This is a genomic window from Microvirga sp. 17 mud 1-3, assembly GCF_003151255.1.
Taxonomy (GTDB): Bacteria; Pseudomonadota; Alphaproteobacteria; order Rhizobiales; family Beijerinckiaceae; genus Microvirga.
The window spans coordinates 1111740-1133418 of record NZ_CP029481.1; the positions used below are offsets into that span (position 1 = coordinate 1111740).

Annotated in this window: 25 protein-coding genes and 1 pseudogene; 18 read left to right on the plus strand and 8 right to left on the minus strand. The window is 66.1% G+C overall.

All coding sequences use genetic code 11. The features are described 5' to 3' along the window. The first annotated feature begins 256 nt into the window (after positions 1-256). From uvrC to C4E04_RS05210, 10 genes are all read left to right on the plus strand, one after another. Entirely contained in the window at positions 257-2416 is a 2160-nt protein-coding gene (gene uvrC, locus C4E04_RS05160) for an excinuclease ABC subunit UvrC (protein ID WP_109595582.1), read from the plus strand. Positions 2417-2568: 152 nt separating this feature from the next. Further along, positions 2569-3147, plus strand: a complete 579-nt coding sequence (gene pgsA / locus C4E04_RS05165; RefSeq protein ID WP_245416240.1) for a CDP-diacylglycerol--glycerol-3-phosphate 3-phosphatidyltransferase — start codon at positions 2569-2571, stop codon at positions 3145-3147. Between the two features lie 3 nt (positions 3148-3150). Beyond that, positions 3151-3402 carry a molybdopterin converting factor subunit 1 gene (moaD, locus tag C4E04_RS05170; RefSeq protein WP_109595586.1) on the plus strand — a complete coding sequence of 84 codons (252 nt, stop codon included), beginning with the start codon at positions 3151-3153 and terminating at the stop codon, positions 3400-3402. Between the two features lie 17 nt (positions 3403-3419). Next, a complete protein-coding gene (locus tag C4E04_RS05175; RefSeq protein ID WP_109595588.1) occupies positions 3420-3875 on the plus strand; it encodes a molybdenum cofactor biosynthesis protein MoaE in 456 nt (151 codons plus the stop codon). A gap of 78 nt (positions 3876-3953) precedes the next feature. Next, positions 3954-4181, plus strand: a complete 228-nt coding sequence (locus C4E04_RS05180) for a hypothetical protein (RefSeq protein ID WP_109595590.1) — start codon at positions 3954-3956, stop codon at positions 4179-4181. 542 nt (positions 4182-4723) lie between these two features. Continuing rightward, positions 4724-5692, plus strand: coding sequence for an extensin family protein (locus C4E04_RS05190; protein ID WP_109595594.1), 969 nt, complete (start codon positions 4724-4726; stop codon positions 5690-5692). Positions 5693-5775: 83 nt separating this feature from the next. After that, positions 5776-6207 carry a hypothetical protein gene (locus C4E04_RS05195; RefSeq protein WP_109595596.1) on the plus strand — a complete coding sequence of 144 codons (432 nt, stop codon included), beginning with the start codon at positions 5776-5778 and terminating at the stop codon, positions 6205-6207. Next, positions 6204-6875 (plus strand): ribonuclease T2, encoded by a 672-nt coding sequence (locus C4E04_RS05200; protein WP_109595598.1) that lies wholly within the window; start codon positions 6204-6206, stop codon positions 6873-6875. Before C4E04_RS05195 ends, C4E04_RS05200 begins: the two co-directional genes overlap by 4 nt. 60 nt (positions 6876-6935) lie before the next feature. Further along, entirely contained in the window at positions 6936-7784 is an 849-nt protein-coding gene (locus tag C4E04_RS05205; RefSeq protein ID WP_109595600.1) for a 23S rRNA (adenine(2030)-N(6))-methyltransferase RlmJ, read from the plus strand. A gap of 64 nt (positions 7785-7848) precedes the next feature. Continuing rightward, positions 7849-8454: a glutathione S-transferase family protein gene (locus tag C4E04_RS05210; RefSeq protein ID WP_109595602.1), complete on the plus strand. Its 606-nt coding sequence runs from the start codon at positions 7849-7851 to the stop codon at positions 8452-8454. A 56-nt stretch (positions 8455-8510) separates the two neighbouring features. Here C4E04_RS05210 and C4E04_RS05215 read toward each other — a convergent pair whose 3' ends face one another. Beyond that, positions 8511-9200: an outer membrane protein gene (locus C4E04_RS05215; RefSeq protein WP_109595605.1), complete on the minus strand. Its 690-nt coding sequence runs from the start codon at positions 9198-9200 to the stop codon at positions 8511-8513. A 280-nt stretch (positions 9201-9480) separates the two neighbouring features. Between C4E04_RS05215 and C4E04_RS05220 the strand changes: the two genes are divergently transcribed. After that, positions 9481-10254: an SDR family oxidoreductase gene (locus C4E04_RS05220; protein WP_162559289.1), complete on the plus strand. Its 774-nt coding sequence runs from the start codon at positions 9481-9483 to the stop codon at positions 10252-10254. On the opposite strand, the gene pgeF is transcribed toward C4E04_RS05220, so the two are convergent. Genes pgeF through lgt form a run of 3 tightly spaced genes read right to left on the minus strand, consistent with a single transcriptional unit; the run spans position 10235 to position 12965 of the window. After that, positions 10235-11011 carry a peptidoglycan editing factor PgeF gene (gene pgeF, locus C4E04_RS05225; RefSeq protein ID WP_109595610.1) on the minus strand — a complete coding sequence of 259 codons (777 nt, stop codon included), beginning with the start codon at positions 11009-11011 and terminating at the stop codon, positions 10235-10237. The two genes, C4E04_RS05220 and pgeF, sit on opposite strands and share 20 nt — an antisense overlap. Before the next feature lie 5 nt (positions 11012-11016). Continuing rightward, positions 11017-12102, minus strand: a complete 1086-nt coding sequence (locus tag C4E04_RS05230; RefSeq protein WP_371682037.1) for a class I SAM-dependent methyltransferase — start codon at positions 12100-12102, stop codon at positions 11017-11019. After that, positions 12099-12965, minus strand: a complete 867-nt coding sequence (gene lgt, locus C4E04_RS05235; protein ID WP_109595612.1) for a prolipoprotein diacylglyceryl transferase — start codon at positions 12963-12965, stop codon at positions 12099-12101. Before lgt ends, C4E04_RS05230 begins: the two co-directional genes overlap by 4 nt. 137 nt (positions 12966-13102) lie before the next feature. Between lgt and C4E04_RS05240 the strand changes: the two genes are divergently transcribed. The 6 genes from C4E04_RS05240 (at position 13103) to C4E04_RS05265 (ending at position 16577) form a co-directional block, all read left to right on the plus strand. Next, the gene (locus C4E04_RS05240) at positions 13103-13378 is read left to right on the plus strand and encodes an accessory factor UbiK family protein (RefSeq protein WP_109595614.1); all 276 of its coding nucleotides are present in this window, start codon (positions 13103-13105) and stop codon (positions 13376-13378) included. A 242-nt stretch (positions 13379-13620) separates the two neighbouring features. Continuing rightward, complete coding sequence (locus tag C4E04_RS05245) at positions 13621-14121, plus strand: YbjN domain-containing protein (protein ID WP_109595616.1); 501 nt, start codon at positions 13621-13623, stop codon at positions 14119-14121. A 70-nt stretch (positions 14122-14191) separates the two neighbouring features. Beyond that, a complete protein-coding gene (proC, locus tag C4E04_RS05250) occupies positions 14192-15019 on the plus strand; it encodes a pyrroline-5-carboxylate reductase (protein WP_109595618.1) in 828 nt (275 codons plus the stop codon). A gap of 61 nt (positions 15020-15080) precedes the next feature. Continuing rightward, positions 15081-15779, plus strand: a complete 699-nt coding sequence (locus C4E04_RS05255; RefSeq protein WP_109595620.1) for a TetR family transcriptional regulator — start codon at positions 15081-15083, stop codon at positions 15777-15779. Positions 15780-15801: 22 nt separating this feature from the next. Next, positions 15802-16161, plus strand: coding sequence for a tRNA-binding protein (locus C4E04_RS05260; RefSeq protein ID WP_109595622.1), 360 nt, complete (start codon positions 15802-15804; stop codon positions 16159-16161). Continuing rightward, complete coding sequence (locus tag C4E04_RS05265; RefSeq protein ID WP_109595624.1) at positions 16158-16577, plus strand: NUDIX hydrolase; 420 nt, start codon at positions 16158-16160, stop codon at positions 16575-16577. Before C4E04_RS05260 ends, C4E04_RS05265 begins: the two co-directional genes overlap by 4 nt. On the opposite strand, the pseudogene C4E04_RS05270 reads toward C4E04_RS05265, so the two are convergent. From C4E04_RS05270 to C4E04_RS05280, 3 genes and pseudogenes are all read right to left on the minus strand, one after another. Next, positions 16566-17878: pseudogene (locus C4E04_RS05270) on the minus strand (ATP-binding protein). The gene C4E04_RS05265 and the pseudogene C4E04_RS05270 sit on opposite strands and share 12 nt — an antisense overlap. 41 nt (positions 17879-17919) lie before the next feature. Then, positions 17920-18636 (minus strand): response regulator, encoded by a 717-nt coding sequence (locus C4E04_RS05275; protein ID WP_109595628.1) that lies wholly within the window; start codon positions 18634-18636, stop codon positions 17920-17922. A gap of 14 nt (positions 18637-18650) precedes the next feature. After that, positions 18651-19169: a MarR family winged helix-turn-helix transcriptional regulator gene (locus C4E04_RS05280; protein ID WP_109595631.1), complete on the minus strand. Its 519-nt coding sequence runs from the start codon at positions 19167-19169 to the stop codon at positions 18651-18653. Between the two features lie 161 nt (positions 19170-19330). On the opposite strand from C4E04_RS05280, the gene C4E04_RS05285 reads away from it, so the two are divergent. After that, the gene (locus C4E04_RS05285; RefSeq protein ID WP_109595634.1) at positions 19331-20218 is read left to right on the plus strand and encodes a branched-chain amino acid aminotransferase; all 888 of its coding nucleotides are present in this window, start codon (positions 19331-19333) and stop codon (positions 20216-20218) included. Between the two features lie 94 nt (positions 20219-20312). Here the strand turns inward: C4E04_RS05285 and C4E04_RS05290 are convergent, their stop codons facing one another. Beyond that, positions 20313-21563 (minus strand): type VI secretion protein ImpB, encoded by a 1251-nt coding sequence (locus C4E04_RS05290; RefSeq protein WP_109595636.1) that lies wholly within the window; start codon positions 21561-21563, stop codon positions 20313-20315. Positions 21564-21679: the final 116 nt, after the last annotated feature.

The window sequence follows — 21679 nt, forward strand, 5'->3', positions numbered from 1 at the left end:
ATCACCGGCACAGGGCCGGTGACGACGGATGGAGGTGGACGACACTTGGCTGGACGGCCGCGTGATGATTGTCCTGAGTGAAAACAGGCCCGCTTTTCACCGGTGTGACCCTCCGGGTTGCTGAAGCGGCCCCCTCAGATCCGCTAGAGGACCCTCGATCGAGAACGCTTGTCTCACCTCTATCTTGTACGGACGCAAGGAGGGGCCCTTGGCAGCAGGGCTTTCCCGACCGGTCGGGAATCCCTAAATCTCCCGTATGAGTCGCAATCCCAACAACGACGTTCCCCCCGACATTCTGGACAACGACGAGGACGAGGACATCGTCGCAGTCGAAAGCGGGTCCGACGTCGAGTTCGACCTGGAGGCGCATCCGGGCTCCGTCCAGCGCGGGACCGAGGTCATTCGCCATTTCTGGGCGACGCTGCCCCAGGCGCCGGGCGTCTATCGGATGCTCGATGCCAAGGGTGACGTTCTCTATGTGGGCAAGGCCAAGAGCCTGAAGGCCCGGGTGGGCTCCTATGCGCGCGGGCAGGCCCATTCCAACCGCATCGCCCGGATGATCGGCGAGACGGCCTCCATGGAGTTCGTCACCACGGCGACCGAGACCGAGGCGCTGCTGCTCGAAGCCAATCTCATCAAGCAGCTCAGGCCCCGCTACAACGTGCTACTGCGGGACGACAAGTCGCTCCCCTATATCCTGCTCACAGGCGACCACGAGGCGCCCCAGCTCGTGAAGCACCGGGGCGCGCGCAAGCGCAAGGGCGACTATTACGGCCCCTTCGCCAGCGTCTGGGCCGTGAACCGCACCATCAACGCGCTCCAGCGCGCCTTCCTCCTGCGCTCCTGCAACGACAGCTATTACGAGAACCGCACGCGGCCCTGCCTGCTGTTCCAAATCAAGCGCTGCTCGGGCCCCTGCACGGGAGAGGTCTCCCACGAAGAATACGCCCGCCTCGCCGACGAGGCGCGAGCCTTCCTGTCGGGCAAGTCCAATGCCGTGAAGGCCCGCATCACCGACGAAATGCAGGAGGCCGCGGAGGCGCTCGAATTCGAGCGTGCGGCCCGCTGCCGCGACCGGCTGGCGGCGCTTTCGGCCATCCAGGGCGTACAGGGCATCAACACCCAGTCGGTCGAGGAGGCGGACGTCTTCGCCCTCGACGAGCAGGCCGGGCAGTTCTGCGTGGAGGTGTTCTTCTTCCGCAACTGGCAGAACTGGGGCAACCGCGCCTATTTTCCGAAGGCCGATAAATCCATGAGCCCGGAGGAGGTGCTCTCCTCCTTCGTCGCGCAGTTCTACGACGACAAGCCGGCGCCGCGGCTCATCCTGCTCTCCCATGAGATCGAGGACGCCGAGCTCATGGCGGCGGCGCTCTCCACCCGCGCGGAAGTAAGGGTGGAAATCCATTCGCCGCGCAGAGGCGAGCGGCGCCAGCTCATCGATTACGTGCAGCGCAACGCCAAGGAGGCGCTCGGCCGTCGCCTGGCCGATACCGCCTCGCAGCAGAAGCTCCTGGTCTCCCTGGGTCAGGCCTTCGGGCTGTCCAAGGCCCCGCGCCGGGTGGAGGTCTACGACAACTCCCACATCATGGGCACCAACGCGGTCGGCGCTATGGTCGTGGCGGGGGCGGGCGGCTTCATGAAGCAGCACTACCGCACCTTCAACATGAAGTCGGAGGACCTCAAGCCCGGCGACGATTACGGCATGATGCGCGAGATGCTCCAGCGCCGCTTCGCGCGCCTGGTCAAGGAGGAGCCGCGGGAATCATCCGCCCCGGATGACTCCCTCCCCCTTGTGGGGAGGGCCGGGGTGGGGGTGTCGGCGCCAGCATCGGGCGATGGGGGCGCCGACACCCCCACCTCCATCTCCTCCCCACAGGGGGGAGGAGAGCCTGTCGCGAATGCGAGCCGGGTCCGCGCCAATGAACCCGTGGAAACCGTCGACGACGACAGCTTCCCGTCCTGGCCGGACCTCATCCTGATCGACGGCGGCAAGGGGCAGCTCGAGGCGGCGCGTCAGGCCTTGGCAGAGATCGGTGTCGACGAGGGCGACGTGGCGATGATCGGCATCGCCAAGGGGCGGGACCGGGATGCCGGGCGGGAAACCTTCTTCAAGCCCGGGCAGCCGCCCTTCAAGCTGCCGCCGCGGGATCCGGCTCTCTACTTCGTCCAGCGCCTGCGCGACGAGGCCCACCGCTTCGCCATCGGGGCCCACCGGGCGAAGCGCAAGCGCGAAATGGTGAAGAACCCCCTCGACGAAATCGCCGGCATCGGGCCCACCCGCAAGCGGGCGCTCCTGCACCATTTCGGGACCGTCAAGGCGATCCAGCGGGCGGCGCTTGAGGATCTCATGAAGGCGCCGGGCGTGAACGCCGCGACCGCGCGGGCGGTCTACGACTTCTTCCATGACCGGGGCTGAGGATCGGCTCCTTCACGATCTCTCGACATGGGGAGAGGGAAGTCCTGGAAACGCCTGAAAGTAAGATCCCTGACCCGTCGCTGCGGGAACCGGTCCGGTTGACGGGCCGCTCCCGGCATGCTTCCTGCCTTCTTATGAACACCGCCTCCTCCATGCGCCGGTCGAAGGCTTTCAATCTGGCCAACATGCTGACCTACGGCCGGCTCGTGGCCGTCCCCGCGGTCGTGGCCCTTCTCTTCTGGCCGGAGGATCACTGGTCCCGCTGGATCGCCCTCGCGGTCTTCGCCCTGGCAGGCATCACGGACTATCTCGACGGCTATGTGGCGCGCACTTATGCGCAGCAATCCGCCCTCGGCCGGATGCTGGATCCCATCGCCGACAAGCTGCTTGTTGCAGCCTGCCTCCTGATGCTGGTGGCCGACAAGACGATCCAGAGCTGGTCCATCTGGGCCGCCATCGTCATCCTGTGCCGGGAGATCCTGGTCTCGGGCCTGCGGGAGTTCCTGGCCGAGCTGAAGGTGGGCGTCCCGGTGAGCCGGGTGGCCAAATGGAAGACGACGGCGCAGATCGTCTCCGTCGGCTTCCTCATCGCGGGTCCTGCGGGCGAGACCGTCCTGCCCGGCACGGTCCTGATCGGCACGATCCTCCTGTGGGTCTCGGCGATTCTCACGATCTATACCGGCTGGGACTACCTCAAGACCGGCATCCACCACATGATGGACGAAGGGTAGGCCATGCGACTCGTCTATTTCGCCTGGGTGCGGGAGCGCATCGGACGGACCGACGAGGAGGTGGAGGTGCCGGAGGGCGTCGTGACGGTGGCGGACCTCGTCCGCTGGCTCAGGACCCGGGGCGAGGAATACGAATACGCCTTCGAGAACGAGGACATCGTCCGCGCCGCGATCGACCGGGTCCATGCACGGCCCGAGAAGGCCATCGCGGGTGCCCGCGAGATCGCCTTCTTTCCGCCCATGACCGGGGGCTGAGCCCGCAAGGTGAGGCCGTGAACGCCACTGTCCGGATCCAACGGGAAAGCTTCGACGTGGCCGCGGAGACGTCGGCGCTCACGGATGGCCGTGCCGATATCGGCGCCGTCGTATCCTTCACGGGCCTGTGCCGCGACGAGGGCGGGCGCCTCTCGGCCCTGGAGCTCGAACATTATCCCGGCATGGCCGAGGAAGAGATCGGACGCATCGCCCGGATGGCCGGGGAACGCTGGCCGCTTCTCGGTCTCGCGGTCGTTCACCGCTACGGGCTGGTGCAGCCGGGCGAGGAGATCGTCCTAGTCCTGACGGCCTCGGCCCATCGGGAGGCCGCCTTCGAGGCCGCGTCCTTTCTCATGGATTACCTGAAGACCCGGGCGCCGTTCTGGAAGCGCGAACACCTGAAGGACGGGACGGTCGGCGAGTGGGTCGCGGCGAAGAGCGCAGACGATGCGGCTGCCGGGCGGTGGAGCTGAGCCCGGCGGTCCCTTGCCCTTGACGGTCGGGCGCCGGAGGCGGACCATCGCGATCTGAAAGGACCGACGGAGGCGCCTATGCGGTACGTCGTTGTCGCCTTGAGCCTGCTGCTGACTGGAGGGGCCGTGGCCCAGATTCCGAGTCATGACCCGGCCGATTGCTATTGCCGGGCCGCGGGCCGGATGTTTGCGGTCGGCCAGAATGTCTGCCTCAGGACGCCGGACGGGCCGCGCCTCGCCCGTTGCGACATGGTGCTCAATGTGACGTCTTGGATCTTCAGCGAGACACCCTGCCTCGATTCATGAAAAAACGCTGCCGGATCTCTCCGGCAGCGCATGTCATGAAAGCGTTGGGTCGAATAGTCTCGTCGGGCCGGAGCCGACTTGAATTTCGTTCAGAACACCCCGACCACGATAGCGCAGATGAAGGCGAGCGAAACGCACACCGCTGCGATGTTGAGCTTGGAAGCCTTGTCCAACTTCGACGTCAGGTTCATGAGAGTCCCTGTCTAAATGAAGGGGTAAATTAACAAAGCTTTAACAAGGTGAAAAGCCTCCCTTCATCAATCGAAACGGCGCAAGCGGTTCGGTCGTACGGTAGAGCAGAGTTAAACACCTGGAACGTCAGCAAAATCAGGCGTAGGCCCGGAGTGGAAAAAAAGATATTGTGCGGCGCGCTTTGGAAAATCTTCACATATATTGGTGAATCGAACAGGTTTTTTCCTGAAATGCTATAGGTTTCAAAGGTTTTCGTCTCCTGCGCTTGCATTTCCTTTTAGGAAGATCTCGGTGGGTCGAAGGTTTCGCCGTTGACGGTCTGTTTACGCCCGTCGGCCTAGTCTGATCCCATGCGTCGCGGGTTTGTTGCGTTCATTGCCCTATCGCTGGTCGGGCTCGGGTTGACGGGGTGCGGACTGTTCCGATTCGAACAGCGCGAGCCCTGGCGTTCCCAGGCCGAGGAAGCCTGCCTGTCCCAGCAGCTCGTCCAGCCCTCCGCCTATATGGCCCTCTCGTCGAAGATCGACGGGCCCGGCGTGTGCGGCATGGATCATCCGTTCAAGGTCTCGGCCTTCAACAACGGCGCCGTCGGCCTGAAATCCAAGGTGACCCTGGCCTGTCCGATCATTCCCCGGATCGATACCTGGATCGACGAGATCGTAAAGCCCGCCGCTACCCTGTATTTCGGGGTGCCGGTCATTGACCTGAAGGCGGGGTCCTATTCCTGCCGCCCGCGCAACAACCAGAGGGGCGCCAAGGTGTCGGAGCATGCCTTCGGCAATGCCCTCGACGTCATGGCCTTCGTCCTGGCCGACGGGCGGGAGATCGCAGTGGCCAAAGGCTGGAAGGGCGATCCGGCCGAGCAGGAATTCCTGCGCGAGGTCTTCGTGGGCGCCTGCCGCTATTTCAGCACGGTCCTGGCTCCCGGCTCCGATGCATATCATTACGACCACCTGCATATCGACCTGGCGCGCCACGACCCGCGCGGCACGCGGCGCATCTGCAAGCCGGTCCTGAAATTCGCCGCCCGGATCGATCCCGAGCGCAGCCGACTTGCCGCTGCGGAAGCTGCGCAGACGGCTGATCTCGCGCCGGTCGACATGGAGCAGGACATCCCGGAGGGTGGCTTCACGGGTATTCCCGGGCCCGCTTCCACGCCTGCTCCGGGCGGGCGCTATGCGGCCGACCTGTCGGTGCCCGGCACCTCCTCGTCGCAGCTTCCGCCCCTGCGCCCGCTCAACCAGAGCGCCATTCCGCCCGCCTACCGTCCGCCGGTGCCGGGGGAGCCCCTGGCGCTGCATGGGGCGGGAATCTACTGAACCGGCCCAAGCGGAGCCTTGACGTTCCTGTTTCGCGCTTACATGGTCCTGAAACGATCTGACGATCCGGTGGAGCGATAGCGATGAAGTGGCTGGCGGCTTTGGTGTCCTGCGTGCTGGTGAGTGCACCCGTGCTCGCCCGCGAGATAACCCCGGCCGAACGGCGGGACCATTCCTACAGCGCGTCGCTGCCCGGCTGCGAGGATCCCTCGGTCCTGGGCCAGATCTCGTCCGACTTTTCGACCCGCGAGAGCCGCTTTTGGGCCTCGTCTCTCACCATCGTGGGTTTCGAGCGTGTGGCCGAGACCGCCTGGCGCCCCTGGGGCCTCGACTACATCCCGCGCCGCTACTGCACCGGCACCGTGATCGTGTCGGACGGCTACAAGCGCCGGATCAATTACTCGGTCCGTGAGAAGCTCGGCTTCATCGGCATCGGCTGGAGCGCCGATTGGTGCGTGGTCGGGCTCGACCGGAACTACGCCTACGCGCCCCTGTGCAAGCAGGCCCAGCCGTGATTCTTGCCAGGTGCCTTGCCCTGGCAGGCACCTGGCTCCTCCTCGCCCTCCTCCCGGCCACCGCGCAGCCCATGCAGGAGCGGCGCGGAGCCCCGACGGGTGCGTTCGACTTCTACGTCCTGGCCCTTTCCTGGTCCCCAGGCTTCTGCGAGACGAATGCCCGCGGGAACGAACGGGAGCAATGCCGGGAGGGCAGCGGCCTCGGCTTCGTGGTCCACGGCCTGTGGCCGCAATGGGAAACCGGCTACCCGACCTTCTGCGAGCCCGCCGGGCGCTTCGTGCCGCGCGCCGTGATCGACGAGAACGAGGGCCTGTTTCCCGACGCCAACCTCGCGCGCTACCAGTGGCGTAAGCACGGCACCTGCGCGGGCGTGAGCCCCAGTGCTTATTTCGAACTCGTCCGGAAAGCGCAGGAGGTGGTGCGAATCCCGGAGGGTTTCGCCACAACCCGGACGGAGGCCAAGGTCATGCCCATCGAGATCGAGCGGGCCTTCGCGAATGCCAATCCGGGCCTGCGGCCGGACATGATGGCGGTGTCCTGCGGCCGGCGGGTGTTTCAGGAAATCCGCATCTGCCTCGAAAAGGACCTGCGGGGCTTCCGCCGCTGCCCGGAGGTCGACCGGGACGGCTGCCGCGTGGGCGCGATCGCCGTGCCCATGCCCCGCTGAAGGCACCGGTGCGCGGCCGAGGCCGTTCCTTTCGTCCTTCGAACGTGGTTTAGATCCCCCATGAATTATCGTCACGCCTTCCATGCCGGCAATTTCGCCGACGTCATGAAGCATGCCCTTCTGGTGCGGATCCTGGCCTATCTCCAGCGCAAGGAGACGCCCCTGCGGGTCATCGACACCCATGCGGGCATCGGCCTCTACGACCTGTCCGGCGACGAGGCCGGGCGGACGGGCGAGTGGGTCGATGGAATCGGCCGCCTCGACGAACCCTTCGGGCCCGACGCGGAGGCCCTGCTCGAACCCTATCGCCGCGTCGTCGCGGAGGTCCGCGCCCGTCATGGACAGAACGTCTATCCGGGCTCGCCCGGAATCCTGCGTGAAATGCTCCGCAGGCAGGACCGGGGCGTGTTCGTAGAGCTACATCCGGCCGATTACGCGGTCCTGAACGCGGCCTTCAACGCGGTTGCCAATCTCAAGGTGCTGCATCTCGACGGCTGGACGGCTCTTCACGCACTCGTTCCGCCGAAGGAGAAGCGCGGGCTCGTGCTCATCGACCCGCCCTACGAGCAGCCGAACGAGCTCGAACGGCTCGGCACGGAAATCCTCGGGGCCCTGCGCAAGTGGGAGACCGGCGTCTATGCGGGCTGGTATCCCATCAAGGCCCTGGAGCCCGTCAATGCGCTCGTGGAGCGCCTGCATGCCGAGAGCCCGCGCCCGGGACTGCGCCTGGAAATTCTCGTGGACGATCCGCGCGATCCGACGCGCCTCAACGGCAGCGGCCTAATCGTCTTCAATCCGCCCTGGGCTCTCAAGGCGGAGGCCGAGATCCTGCTCCCGGCCCTGGCGGAGCGTCTCTCCCGAGGGACGTATGCGGGCTATCGCTGTGAGCCGTTCGGCCCGCCTGCCTGAAATCCGTTGCGGGGGGCCCGCGCGGGCGGCATGAAGGGGCGTTCTGTCCCTATCAGGTCATCCCATGCTCACTCTTCGCACGTCTCCCGCTTCGCCCTTCGGCCGGAAGGTCAAGATCTCCGCAGCCCTCCTGGGCCTGTCCGATCGCATCGAGGCCGTTCCTGCCGATACCAACGATCCCGAGGATTCCCTGCGCCGGCAGAATCCGCTCGGCAAGATTCCAGCCCTGATCCTGGAAGACGGCGAGGTTCTCTACGACTCGCGGGTGATCGTCGAATATCTCGATCATCTGGCCGGCGGCGGAAAAATCCTCCCGGCCGGGAAGGATCGCTTCACGGTCCTGCGCCAGCAGGCTGTGGCCGACGGCATCATGGATGCGGCGCTGCTCCAGGTTTACGAGGGGCGCTATCGAAGCGCGGACCGGCACGAGCCGAAATGGGTCGCTCTTCAGGCCGGCAAGGTCGAGAGGGGGCTCGCCTATGCGGAGGCGCATCTCTCGACGCCTGCGCCGGACCTTCATATCGGGCATGTCGCGCTCGCCTGCGCGCTTGGCTACCTCGATCTGCGCATGGGCGGCACATGGCGCGAGACGCATCCCCGGCTGGTTGCCTGGCTCGCCGATTTCGAGGCTCGGGTCCCGGCTTTCGCCAAAACGCGCGTCACGGCCTGAGACGAAAAAGGCCCGGTGTTTCCACCGGGCCTTTCTTATGGGCGAATGCGCCGAACTTAGTAGGACGAGAACTTGTAGTTCAGGCCTGCGCGGATCACGCCGAACTCGTCCTTGTTCTTGTTGCTGCCGTAGTAACCCGCTCCGTAGAAGGGATCGTAGTTGTTGCCGTTGTCGATATTGACATACAGGCCTTCGATCCGGGCGGTCAGGTTGTTCGTGAAGGCGTATTCGAGACCGCCGCCGAGCGTCCAGCCGCCGTTGTCGCCGTTATAGGCGAAACCACCGGTGGCGTAGATGAGGGCGCGGTCGAACGCGAAGCCGGCGCGGGCGCGGACGGTGCCGAACCAGTCGTCGGAGCTCTTGCCGCCGTAGTAGTAGCCATAGACCGGGCTATACGAGAGGCGGTCGCGGCTGCCGCGGTCGGCGTACTGAATGTCCGCCTCGGCGCCGATCACGAACTGACCCATCTGATAGTTGTAGCCGACCTGGCCACCACCGACGAAGCCACCGTCGTTGCCGCCGTTGCCACCATAGTAGCCGAGCAGCGGATCATAGAAGAACGGGTCGTTGTTGTTCGTATTCCAGCCATAGCCGGCGTTCACGCCGACGTAGAAACCGGTCCAGGTGAAGACCGGGACGGCCGCAATCACCGGAGCCGGAGGAGCGGCACGCGCCGGCAGGTCGGCCGCGGAGGCGGCTCCGGCGAAACCGAAAAGAGCAACGCTGGCGAGAAGGATTTTCTTCATGGTTACTTTCCTATTCGATATTCCCGATCCCGATACACAAACACACGAAAGTCCCGGACCGAGTCAGACTACGGAACCTATATAGATCGAGAGCCTCGTGAGATCTGTGACATGTCCACAACAGCACCTGGAGGGCACTGTGACAGGATTGTGGCAGACTTTTTGTGTATTCCCCTTGGCATCCCTTGCCATACAGAACGCCTTACGGCCCAGTTGGTTCGAGGGTCTGACGGCGCAAGGATGATTTTTGCCACGTTTCGGCCAGGGTGCAGGGGAATTCATGAGTGAAACCATGGCAATTGCGGGGGTGGCCCTGGTCACGGGAGGCGCCCGCCGGATCGGCCGCAGCCTCGTCGAGAGGCTCGCCCGGGAAGGGTATTCGGTCGCGATCCATTGCCACCGCTCCGTCACTGATGCGGAGGAGGTAGCCCATGATATCCGTCGCGCCGGCGGGCGGGCCGCCATCGTCAGCGCCGACCTGTCGGATTCTGCAGCCGTCGGCGGGATGGTGGAGGAAGCGCGCGCGGCCCTCGGGCCCCTGACGCTCCTCGTCAACAATGCATCGGAGTTCGAGCCTGACGAGGTCCTGAGCCTGTCGCCGGAGCGCTGGGACCGGCATTTCGCCGTGAACCTGCGGGCACCGGCCCTTCTGGCGCGGGACTTCGCCCATCAGCTGCCAGAGGATGCCGAAGGAAACATCGTCAACATCGTCGATCAGCGCGTCTGGAAGGTCACGCCGCAATTCTTCTCCTACACGCTGACCAAGGCTGCCCTTTACACGGCGACGCAGACCATGGCGCAGGCGCTGGCACCGCGCATCCGGGTGAATGCCATCGGGCCGGGCCCGACCCTCGCCAATGCACGCCAGGAGGCCGAGGATTTCGCCCGGCAGACCGACGCGCTGCTGCTGCGGCGGGGAAGCGGCCTGGACGAGATCGGCGATGCCCTGATGTATCTCGTTCGCGCCCGCAGCGTCACCGGTCAGATGATCGCCGTGGACGGAGGCCAGCACCTCGCCTGGGAGACGCCGGACGTTACAGGTATGAGGGAATGAGCGTGATGGCCGAGATCAGGCGGCCGTAATCGGGCTCGCCGCGATGGGTCGTGCGCCGGTAGCTGAAGAACTGGTCCTCGTGGGAATAGGTGCAGAGGCCCAGATTGGCGAATTCGCCGATCCCGGCCCACTCCAGCCGACGGCCGATATAGGCGGGCAGGTCGAACATGGCATGGCCTTCCCGCGCGCTCGGCCGGAAGAAATCCTCGTTGCCGGAATCGAGCGCGATGAAATTCGCTCTGAATTCGCCGCCGACCTCATAGGCGTCGGGGCCGATGGTGGGCCCCAGCACCGCCACGATCTTGTCGCGCCGCGCCCCGAGCTGCTCCATGGCCTCGAGGGTTGCTTCCAGAATTCCCGAGGAGGCACCGCGCCAGCCCGCATGAGCGGCACCGATGATGCCCACATGAGGATCGGCGAAAAGGACGGGTCCGCAATCCGCCGTCGTGATCCCGAGCGCGATGCCCGGCACGGCCGTCGCCATGCCGTCGGCCTTGGGGCGCTGCCCCTCCCATGGCTTCTCGACGATCACCGCATCGGCCGAATGGACCTGGTGCACGCTGACGAGGGCCTCGGGCGCGACCTCCAGCTCCGCGGCCATGCGGCGGCGGTTCTCGCGCACTTTCTCGGGGTCGTCCGAGGAGCCGAGGCCGCCGTTCAGGGATGCGTAGATTCCCTCCGATACGCCGCCCTCGCGGGTGAAGAAGGCGTGCCGGATGTTGGGATAGGTCGCGAGTTCGGGGGCTTCGACATACATGGGCGTCAGGTCCTCGCCGGAATGGAGGGCAGGGGGGCCAATCCGGGGACGGCCTCGAGGCTCGGATGGCTTAAGGCCAAAACCTTAAAGAGCTCCCCCATCGCCTGTGGGCCGCGGCCGGTCAGGCGCTGGAGGGCATGGTCGATGGTCTCGGCCTGGGCGGGCGAGGCCTGTCGCTTCAGGGTCGCGGCCCGGGCTGCAATGCCGAGGCTTTCGAGGAAATCGCCCTGGGTGGCCATGCCGTGGATCCGCAGGCTTTCGCCCGCGGCCGCCTGGGCAATGCGGTGGAAATCCACATGGGTCGTCAGGTCGGCCTCTCCGGGATCAGCCAGAGGATCCGCATAGGCGTGGCCCTTCACGGCCTGGAGCGTGTCCGCGAAGGCCGGGCCCCAATAGCCGTAATCGATGAACAGAGCCGCCCCCCTCTGCCGGGCGAGCCTGCGGGCGATGCCGGTCGCCACGGCGAGGCCCGCGACAGGCCATTCGAGCATTGCCCCGAGCCGGGGAGGGGAGCCGAGGGAGGCCTCTGGCTCAGGCTTCAGGCCGAAGGCCAGCGCCTCGCCTTCGAGCCCGACCAGGCGCTCGCACCAGCCCCGTTCCGTGCCGATGAACTGGCGCACCGGCAGGGCATCGAAGAACTCGTTGGCGACGATCAGGGTCGGCCCCTCGGGAACATCCTCCAGGCGGTCGTGCCAGGAGACCGGCACGCCGGAGGTGGAGAGGGCCGCCTTCTGGCGCTCCCGCAGGGCCGGGCTCGTCTCCACGAGATGCACGGAGGCAGCGGCCAGGAAATCCGGCATCAGCCGCCCGGCGCGCAGCAGGTCTGCCATCAGCGTACCGCGCCCTGGGCCGAGTTCGACCAGCCGCAGGGACCCGGGTCGTCCCATTGCGTGCCAGGTCTCGAGCATCCACAGGCCGATCAGCTCGCCGAACATCTGGCTGATTTCAGGCGCCGTCGTGAAGTCTCCCGCCGACCCGAGCGGGTCGCGTGTGGCATAGTAATGGGCCAGGCACAGGCTCATGTAGCGCTCGACCGTGATCGGCCCTTCGAGGGCGATGAGGCCGTGCAAGGTCCTGGCGAAGGCGTTCACGCGGCCGTCGCGGCGGTCGAGGACCGCGTCCAGCCCCGGGCCGCGATCCAGATGGCCGCGATCCCGGCGAGCGCCATCGGGACTGACAAGAGCATGCCCATGGTGATGCCGCCTTCCAGGAAACGGACCGAGGAGCCGAACAGGAAGCCGAGCTGCTCGTCCGGCTCGCGGAAGAACTCGCAGGCGATCCGCGCCAGGGCGTAGCCGAGGAGGAAGATCCCACCGACAAGGCCCGGGCGGCGAAAACCGAAGGCCCGGACCGCGACCGTCATGACGATGAACAGGACGAGCCCCTCCGCGAAGGCCTCGTAGAGCTGGCTCGGATGACGCGGGACAGGCCCCCCATGGGGGAAGACGACCGCGTAGGGAAAGTCCGGCGCCGGGCGGCCCCACAATTCGCCGTTGATGAAGTTGGCGATGCGCCCGAAAAACAGGCCGATGGGCGCGACCGTGGAGGCGAGGTCGAGGATCGTCAGCGCATTGAGGCCCCGCGAGCGGGCGAAGAGCACGATTGCGAGCGCGGCTCCGAGGAAGCCCCCGTGGAACGACATGCCGCCCCGCCAGACCGCGAAGATCTCCAGGGGATGCTCCAGATAGGCCTTGAGGTTGTAGAACAAGACGTATCCGGTCCGCCCGCCGAGGACGACCCCGAGCGCCACCCAGACGATGAGATCGTCGATATCCGCGGGCTTCGGCTGCGGCGAGGGTGCCCAGAGATCCGCCCGGGCGGCCAGGCGCTTCGCGTAGAACCAGCCGCCCAGAAGGCCGACCACATAGGCGAGCGCATACCAGCGGATCGCGAAGGGGCCGATCGAGAAGGCGACCGGATCGATGATGGGGAAGGCGAGGCCGGAAGGAGGCATTCGGGGAACCCTGATCGCTTTTCCTGCCATTGGACTGCCGGGGCCCGGATCGTCAACCCTGTTGCGGCCGATGCCAAAAACGCCCACATGTGAGCCCATGCGGGCCCGGCGCCCGCCCCCTCATCACGGACAGACCCATGACCCAGACCTCCAACCGGCTCTTCGATGAACTCTCCCGCCTCGCCACCGATGCCGCCGGCGCCGCGCAGGGCCTCCGCCGGGAAGTCGAGACTGTGGTCAAAAGTCAGATCGAACGCCTGATCCAGGACATGGACGTGGCGACCCGCGAGGAGGTCGAGGTGCTTCGCGAGATGGTCAGGGCCGCCAGGGAGGAGAACGAGCGCCTCGCCGCCAGGATCGCGGCGCTCGAGGCGAAGCACGGGGAAAACCTGCCCGCGAATCCGGCCTCCTGACGCCTTCCACAGCCTTGTGGCTGCCGTGAGGGCAGCTTTTGTGGACAGGTCAGACCGACGCATTGTGACGGGGGTCAAAATCTAAGACTGTCGTTTCATGAGCTGATTCGCGGCGGAATTGGGAATAGCTTCCGGATACCGAAGGTATTTGAAAGCAAAATTTCTGGAATTCGCGTGAATTTACGTTACGGCGTTGCTTGGATGTGCTTGGCATCTTTCAGGCAAGAATTTCATGGAACGAGATGCCTCAGCTTCACATCGAACTTGACCGGCTGGAACATCCGCTCGACGTGGTCGAGCGGCTCGCGTCCTTACGGGACTGGATCTTCGATCGGGCCGAGGCTGACGAGATGTCCGTCTCTGTCTCCGGACGCTGGGCGGACTATCACATCGCCTTCACGTGGATCGAGGACGTGGAGGCGCTTCACGTCGCCTGCGCGTTCGACCTCAAGGTCCCGGATCGCCGCCGGCAGGACCTGCTTCAGCTCATCTCGCGCATCAACGAGCAGCTCTGGGTCGGGCATTTCGATCTCTGGAGCCGGGAGAACGTGGTGATGTTCCGCCATGCCCTCCTGCTGGCCGGCGGGGCGGATCCCACCCAGGGCCAGTGCGAGACCATGCTGCGCGTCGCCGTGGAGGCTTGCGAGCGCTACTTCCAGGCCTTCCAGTTCGTGATGTGGGCCGGCAAGTCTCCGAAGGAGGCCCTCGACGCGGTGCTCTTCGAGACTGAGGGCGAGGCCTGAGCGGCCCTCGACAGGGTCGAGGCGGGCTGGATAGAGTGCGCGCTCCGTCACCGTCTCCTCAAGGTTTTCCATGTCCGAGCCAGCGCGTCACCTGCCGTCCTCCCTCGTTCTCCTCGGAGCCGGCAAGATGGGCGGCGCCATGCTGGAGGGCTGGCTCGCCCAGGGTATGAATCCGCAGGGCGTCACCGTGCTCGACCCGCACCCATCGGACGAGATGGCGCGGCTCTGCGAGAAACGCGGCATCGCCCTCAATCCCTCCCGGCCGGATCAGCCCGAAGTGCTGGTCCTCGCCATCAAGCCGCAGATGCTGGACGAGGCCGCGAAGGACCTGGACGCCCTGATCGGGCCCGGAACCCTCATCGTGTCAATCCTTGCGGGCAAGACCATCGGGGATCTGCGCAAGCGCCTCCCGGAGGCCCGCGCCGTCGTCCGCGCCATGCCGAACCTGCCCGCCAGCATCGGGCGCGGCGCGACCGGCGCCGCCGCCAGCCCGGAGGTCACGGAGGCGCAGCGCCTTGTGGCGGACGCGCTCCTCAAGAGCGTCGGGGCGGTCGAATGGCTTCCGTCGGAGGATCTGATCGACGCCGTAACGGCGGTCTCGGGCTCCGGCCCGGCCTATGTGTTCCACCTCGTTGAGTGCCTTGCGGAGGCAGGCATCGCCGCGGGCCTGCCTGCAGACCTCGCGCAGCGGCTCGCCCGCGCCACGGTCACGGGAGCGGGTGAACTCCTGTTCCAGAGTGACCTGTCGCCCGCGACGCTGCGCCAGAACGTGACCTCGCCCGGCGGCACGACGGCCGCCGGGCTTCAGGTGCTCATGGCCGATCCGGGCGGCCTGAAGGCGCTGATGCGCGAGACGGTTGCTGCGGCAAAGAGGCGGGCCGAGGAACTGGCGGGCTGACGGGCGCCGTCCGCGACCTACTTAGCAGGGCAGGTTTTTCAACACGATTCGGGAGATTGCCATGGCCATGGACGTATCATCCAAGCGCAAAGCGGTGGTGGAGGCCCTCATGGAGCTGGCCTCCCGGCGGCGGTGGGATGAGATCGAGATCGGCGATCTCGCTGAGGCGACGAACCTCTCCCTCGCCGAGTTCCGGGATCTCTTCCCGTCCAAGGGGGCGGTGCTCGGCGCTTTCTCGCGCCAGATCGACCGCCAGGTCCTCGAAGGCACGACGGAGGATCTCGCCCAGGAGCCGGCGCGGGAACGGATCTTCGACGTGATCATGCGCCGCTTCGATGCCTTGGCTCCCTACAAGGACGCCCTCCGCAACATCGTGCGCGACCTGCGATTCGACCCGCTGGCACTGGCGGCGCTCAACCGCGAGGCGCTGAACTCCCAGCGCTTCATGCTCGCGGCAGCGGGCATTCCCACGGAGGGGCCCTTGGGAACTCTGAAGATCCAGGGGGCGGCTCTCGTTTATGCCAACACGCTGCGGACCTGGCTCGACGATGACGACCCAGCCCTCGCCAAGACCATGGCGCGGCTCGACCGGGAATTGCGGCGCGGCGAGCGGTTCATGGAGCGGGCCGAGGACGTACGCCGTCTCACGGCTCCGTTACGGGCCGCGGGTCGTGCCTTGATGGAAAGCCGCGGCTCGTCGAGAAGCTACACGAAGCGCAAAGGTGACGGCGAGACCAACAACCCGGCCGCCGCGATCTGACCGAAACGGGAAGGGGGCACTCATGGACCATGCGAGCGCGGGATCTGCGCCGATCGCTTTCGAGGATTTTCTGAAGGTCGATATCCGGGTCGGCCGGATCGTCACGGCGGAGCCCTTTCCGCAGGCGCGCAAGCCCGCCTTCAAGCTGACGATCGATTTCGGGCCCGAAATCGGCCTCAAGCGCTCCTCGGCGCAGATCACCGTCAACCACACGCCCGAGGAGCTCGTCGGCAGCCAGGTCCTGGCGGTCGTGAACTTTCCTCCCCGCCAGATCGGACCCTTCATGTCCGAGGTCCTGACCCTCGGCGTTCCGGACGCCAACGGCGATGTGATGCTCATCCGCCCCGACCGGGAGGTCCCGATCGGCGGAAGGCTCTATTGACGGACGAGGTGGTCCAGGGCCTCGTCTTCGACGACGGCGGGCGAGTGCTGCTCGGGCTCAGGGCCGCTCACAAGCGGACCTATCCCCATTGCTGGGATATCTTCGGCGGGCATGTGGAGGCCGGTGAGAGCCTGGAGCAGGCGCTCGTGCGGGAATTTCGCGAGGAGCTCGATATCGCGGTCACGCGCTTTTGCTCCTTGGGCGACGCCATGGAAGAACCGAACCCTGCCGTGAACGGTCACAAGAGGTACCATTCGTATCTCATCGAGGCCTGGACCGGAGAGCTGACGAATGCGGGCGACGAGCACACCGAGATCGCCTGGTTCCCGGTCGCGGATGCGCTGATCCTCGATTCCCTCACGCCGACGGCCCGGCACGCCATCGAGGCGTGGCAGGCAGACGCGTCAGGCCGGTAGGCGGACCGTCGCCCGCAGGCCGCCGAGGGGGCTCTCGCCGAGGGAGATGTCGCCGCCGTGGGAGCGGGCGATGTCGCGGGCGATGGCGAGGCCGAGGCCGGAGCCACCCTCGTCCTGGTTGCGGGCCTCGTCCAGCCGCACGAAGGGCTTGAAGACCTCCTCGCGCAATTCTGGCGGGATGCCGGGTCCGTCGTCGTCCACGTGGATCACCAGCCAGCGGGTCTCGTGGTTGGCGTTGATCTCGATCGTCTCCCCGTGCCGGGCCGCATTGGCCACGAGGTTGAACATGAGGCGCCTGAAGGCGTCCGGCCGCACGATGACGATGGGGTCGCCCACGAGGTCGAGATTCGTCAAATGGCCCTGCCGCTCCGCATCGACCTGGAGGTCTTCGAGCAGGGGGCGCAGATCCGTCGCGACGGCCTGCTCGCCCGCGTCCCCCCGGGCAAAGGCCAGGTAGCCTTCGAGCATTCGGCTCATCTCGTCCACGTCCCTCTTCAGGTCCTCCACCTCGGGCGTCTGCCGCAGCAGGGCGAGGGAGAGCTTGAAGCGGGTCAGGATGGTGCGCAGGTCGTGGCTCACGCCGTTGAGCATGGTCGTGCGCTGCTCGATGTTGCGCTCGATTCGCCGCTTCATTTCGAGGAACGAGTGGCCGGCCTGCCGCACCTCGCGGGCACCCCGGGGGCGGAACTCGATCTCGCGGCCCTTGCCCAGGGCCTCGGCGGCCTCCGCAAGGCGCAGGATCGGGCGGATCTGGTTGCGCAGGAACAGGATCGCGATGCCCATCAGCACCAGGGACGACCCGCCCATCCACACCAGGAAGATGTGCGAGTTCGACGCATAGGCCTGGCTGCGCCGGGTCAGCACCCGCATCACGGTGTTGGAATCGAGCTTGACGCGGATCTCGACGAAGTTCGAGCGCCCGACCGTGTCCATCCAATAGGGACGGTCGATCTGCCGGCGCAGCTCGTCCGACAGGGTCTCGTCGAGGATCGAGAAGAACGGCTTCGGCCCCGGGGCGGCAGGTCCGTGTCGTGGAGGATGTCCACGTCGAGCTGAAGGCGCTCCGAGGCGATCCGCGCGAGGGTGGTCGCATCCCTGTCCTGTGGATAGCTCTCGTAGATGTCGATCAAGGCCGCGATGTCGGAGGTTACGGCCGAGGACAGGCGGCGTGTCACGAGCTGCCAGTGCCGCTCCATGAACACGTAGGCCACCACCGATTGCAGCAGCACGATGGGCGCAATGATGATGATGAGGGAGCGCGCATAGAGACCCTTGGGCAGGATCCGGCCGAGCCAGCGCATGGCGACGTCGAACGGGGAATGCTTCAGGGCCGTGCTGAGCTTCATCGGTCGATCACGAGGCGATAGCCCACGCCGCGCACCGTCTGGAGGAAGATCGGGTTGGCCGGGTCGATCTCGATCTTGCGGCGCAGGCGGTTGATCTGCACGTCGACCGTGCGCTCGTTGGCCGCGATGCCGTTGCCGGCGAGCTCCTCCCGCTGGACGTTGTCGCCGGCCCGGGAGCCGAGGATCGTCAGGATCTCGCGCTCGCGCTCGGTGATGCGCACGAGCTCGTCGCCCCGGCGCAGCTCGCCCCGGTCGAACCGGTACGTGAAGGGGCCGAAGCGCACCATCTCGGGAGTCTCCGAGGAGGCGATCTCGGACGGAACGGCGCGCTTGAGGATGTTGCCGAGGCGCAGGAGCAGCTCGCGCGGCTCGAAGGGCTTCGGTAGATAATCGTCGGCGCCGATCTCGAGCCCCGTGACCCGGTCCGCCGCATCCGCGCGGGCGGTCAGCATCAGGATGGGGATCTGCGATTCCTTGCGCAGGCTACGCGCATAATCGAAGCCGGATTCGCCCGGCATCATCACGTCCAGCACGAGGGCGTCGAACACGAAGCTCTCGGCCTTGGACCGCGCCTCTGCGGCGCTCGCGGCCGTGGTGATGCGGTAGCCGTTCTCGGTCAGGAAGCGGGCCAGGAGATCGCGCAGGCGCCGGTCGTCGTCCACCACGAGGACGTGGGGAGCATGGTCGGGGATATCGATGCGTGCAACTTCCATCGGCTCGGCTTTTATCAGACTTTCTCGGTGCCGAACACGAGGCGCTCCACATGCGCCCGGTCGTCCGGGTCGATCAGGCGCAGGAGATAGCGGGTAACCACGTCCTTGGCATCGGGCTCCAGGTCGGCGAGCGCACGGGCGATGCGCCGCGTCTGCAGACTGGCGAGCTTCTGGGCCAAATCATGGCCCTGGAGCGTGGCATAGAGCAGGCGCTGGCGACGGTCGGACGTGCCGGTCCGGCTCTCGATGAAGCGCTTCTCGATCAGCTCCTTGAGGACCCGGTTCAGGCTCTGCTTGGTGATCCGCAGGATGTCGAGCAGTTCCGCGATGGTCAGGCCCGGCTGGCGGTCGACGAAGTGGAGCACCCGGTGATGGGCGCGCCCGAAGCCGTATTCGCCGAGGATCCGGTCGGGATCGCTCACGAAATCCCGATAGGCGAAGAAGAGCAGCTCGATGAGATCATAGGCGGGCTGCTCGGCGCGGCTGTCGGCGTCTGGCCTGAAGGGTCTGAGAACCGGGATTGCGTCTGGCACCGTCCGTGTCCATTATTTAAGTCAGCGTTGTTGACATATCTCAGGCCGATTGTTACTCGTCAAGGCGCTTCCGCGAAATGAATGAAATTGAAACCACGCGGAACGGCATCGGAAATTGCGCGGCCCCGATGAACCACAGGTCGCCATTCAGGAGAAGACACATGTCCGCTACCCCCTTCGATCAACGTGATGGATGGATCTGGTATGACGGGCAGCTGGTACCGTGGAAGGACGCCAAGGTTCATGTGCTGACCCACGCTCTGCATTATGGCTCCAGCGTCTTCGAGGGCGAGCGCGCCTATGGCGGCGAGATCTTCAAGTCGATTCAACATGCCGAGCGCTTGAAGAAATCGGCCCAGATCCTCGATTTCGAGATTCCCTTCAGCGTGGCCGAGATCGACGCGGCCAAGCGCCTCGTGCTGGAGAAGAACGGTCAGAAGGACGCCTATCTGCGGCCCGTGGCTTGGCGCGGATCCGAGATGATGGGTGTCTCGGCCCAGCACAACAAGATCCACCTGGCCATCGCCAGCTGGGAATGGCCGAGCTATTTCGACCCGGCCCAGAAGATGAAGGGCATCCGCATCGACATGGCGGAATACCGCCGGCCCGATCCGGCGACTGCTCCGTCCACCGCCAAGGCGGCCGGCCTCTACATGATCTGCACGATCTCGAAGCACCGGGCCGAGCGCCGGGGCTACGCGGACGCGCTCATGCTCGACTGGCAGGGCCGCGTGGCGGAGTGCACAGGCGCAAACGTGTTCTTCGTGAAGGACGGCGCGCTCCACACCCCGATTGCCGATTGCTTCCTGGACGGCATCACCCGGCAGACCGTCATCGAGCTCGCCAAGCGGCGCGGCATCGAGGTGGTCGAGCGCCGCATCATGCCCGAGGAGATGGCCGGCTTCAGCGAGTGCTTCATCACCGGCAGCGCCGCCGAGGTGACGCCCGTGGCCGAGATCGCCACCTACACCTTCACGCCCGGTGCTCTCACCAAGACCCTCCTGGAGGATTACGAGGCCGAGGTTCAACCCAAGGCGAAGGCTGCCTGACGTTAAGGCAGCTTGAGGCTCGGCGGCTCTCAGCCGCCCGTGTGCCGGAACGGTCGCGGTCTTGCCGCGGCCGTTCTGTTTATGGGGCCGCCTTTCAAAAATCCTCCGCGTCGGGAATGCGGTTGAAGGCGATCTTGGCGCCCGCATAGCCACCGGGAAGCTCGGCCCAGGGCCCCCAATGCAGCAACCGTCCCTGGTAATGGGCGTTCAGCCGGTCGGCGAGGACGGACAGGTATTCCTGCCGCCGCTTGATCTGGGCCTCTGCGGTGAAATCGAAGAGGTCCTCCGCCCGCTCCCCGGCGCCGACCAGGTCCTGCAGGGTCACATGGACGCTGCGCAGGCGCGTACCCGCAGAGTTCTCACGTTCCGCATGGCCGAAAAGCCGGGAGAGGCTCGCCAGGAGCGAGGGGTCGTCGGCCGTCGGCAAAAACCGCTCCTCGCCGTACCAGCCGGCGCTGTCCCGGTCCGTCAGCCACAGGGCGAGGGTCTTGGCCGAGAAGCCGCCCCGGCGCATCCGGCTCGCCGCCTTGGCGAGGAGCACCCGCGCGCACGCATAGGCTCCGGCCAGGTGCCGCCAGCCCGTCGGGAGCACCCGCCCGTGGCCGAACATCCGCCGCTGGGTCTCCGGCCGCTCCACCTCATAGCCGTGCAGGCCCATCCACAGGCGTTCGCCCTCGACGCTGCCCCAGAGCCGGCGCAGCTCCTTCGGCTGCATCCGCCACAGGGCCGACATGTCGCGGATCCCGGCGCGGGCGAGGCGGTCCGCATTGCCCTTGGCGATGCCCGGAATGTCGGTCAGGGCCAAGGACAGGAGGGGACCGGGCAGGTCCTTCGGGTGAAGGGTCACGAGACCGTCCGGCTTCTCCAACTCGGCGGCAATCTTTGCCAGGAGTTCGTTGGGGCCGAGGCCCACCGAGCAGCTGAGGGTGGTTCCGACCTCGCGGGCGATCGCCCCCTTGACCCTTCGTGCGAGGCCAAGCGCATCGGCCTGCTCGGACGGCATGAGGGCGCAGAGCATCTCGTCGATGGAGCAGATGGCCTTGACGGGAAGCACGGTCTCGATGGCGCGGATGATCTCCCGATGCAGAGCGACGTAGCGCTCGTGCCGGGCCGTCACGAGGACGATGCCGGGGCACAGGCGTCGCGCGTCCCGCACGACGGTGCCGCGCTTGATCCCCACGGCCTTTGCCTCCCGGCTGACCGCGATAAGGCCCGTATGTTCCGAGGCCACCGGCACGACGCCGACGGGCCTACCGCGCAGGTGGGGCTGGAGATGCTGTTCCGCACTGGCGAAGAACGAATCGAAATCGACATAGAGCCGCTCGATGTCCGCGGGTTTGCGCATCCCATCCGTCCTTTCCGGCGTTCGAACAAATCAGGAACACAGGCATTTTCGGGAGTCGAGTCGCAAACCTGTGGATAACGGGGATGGTTTTACCTTTCGAAGACTGATCTTTCTTT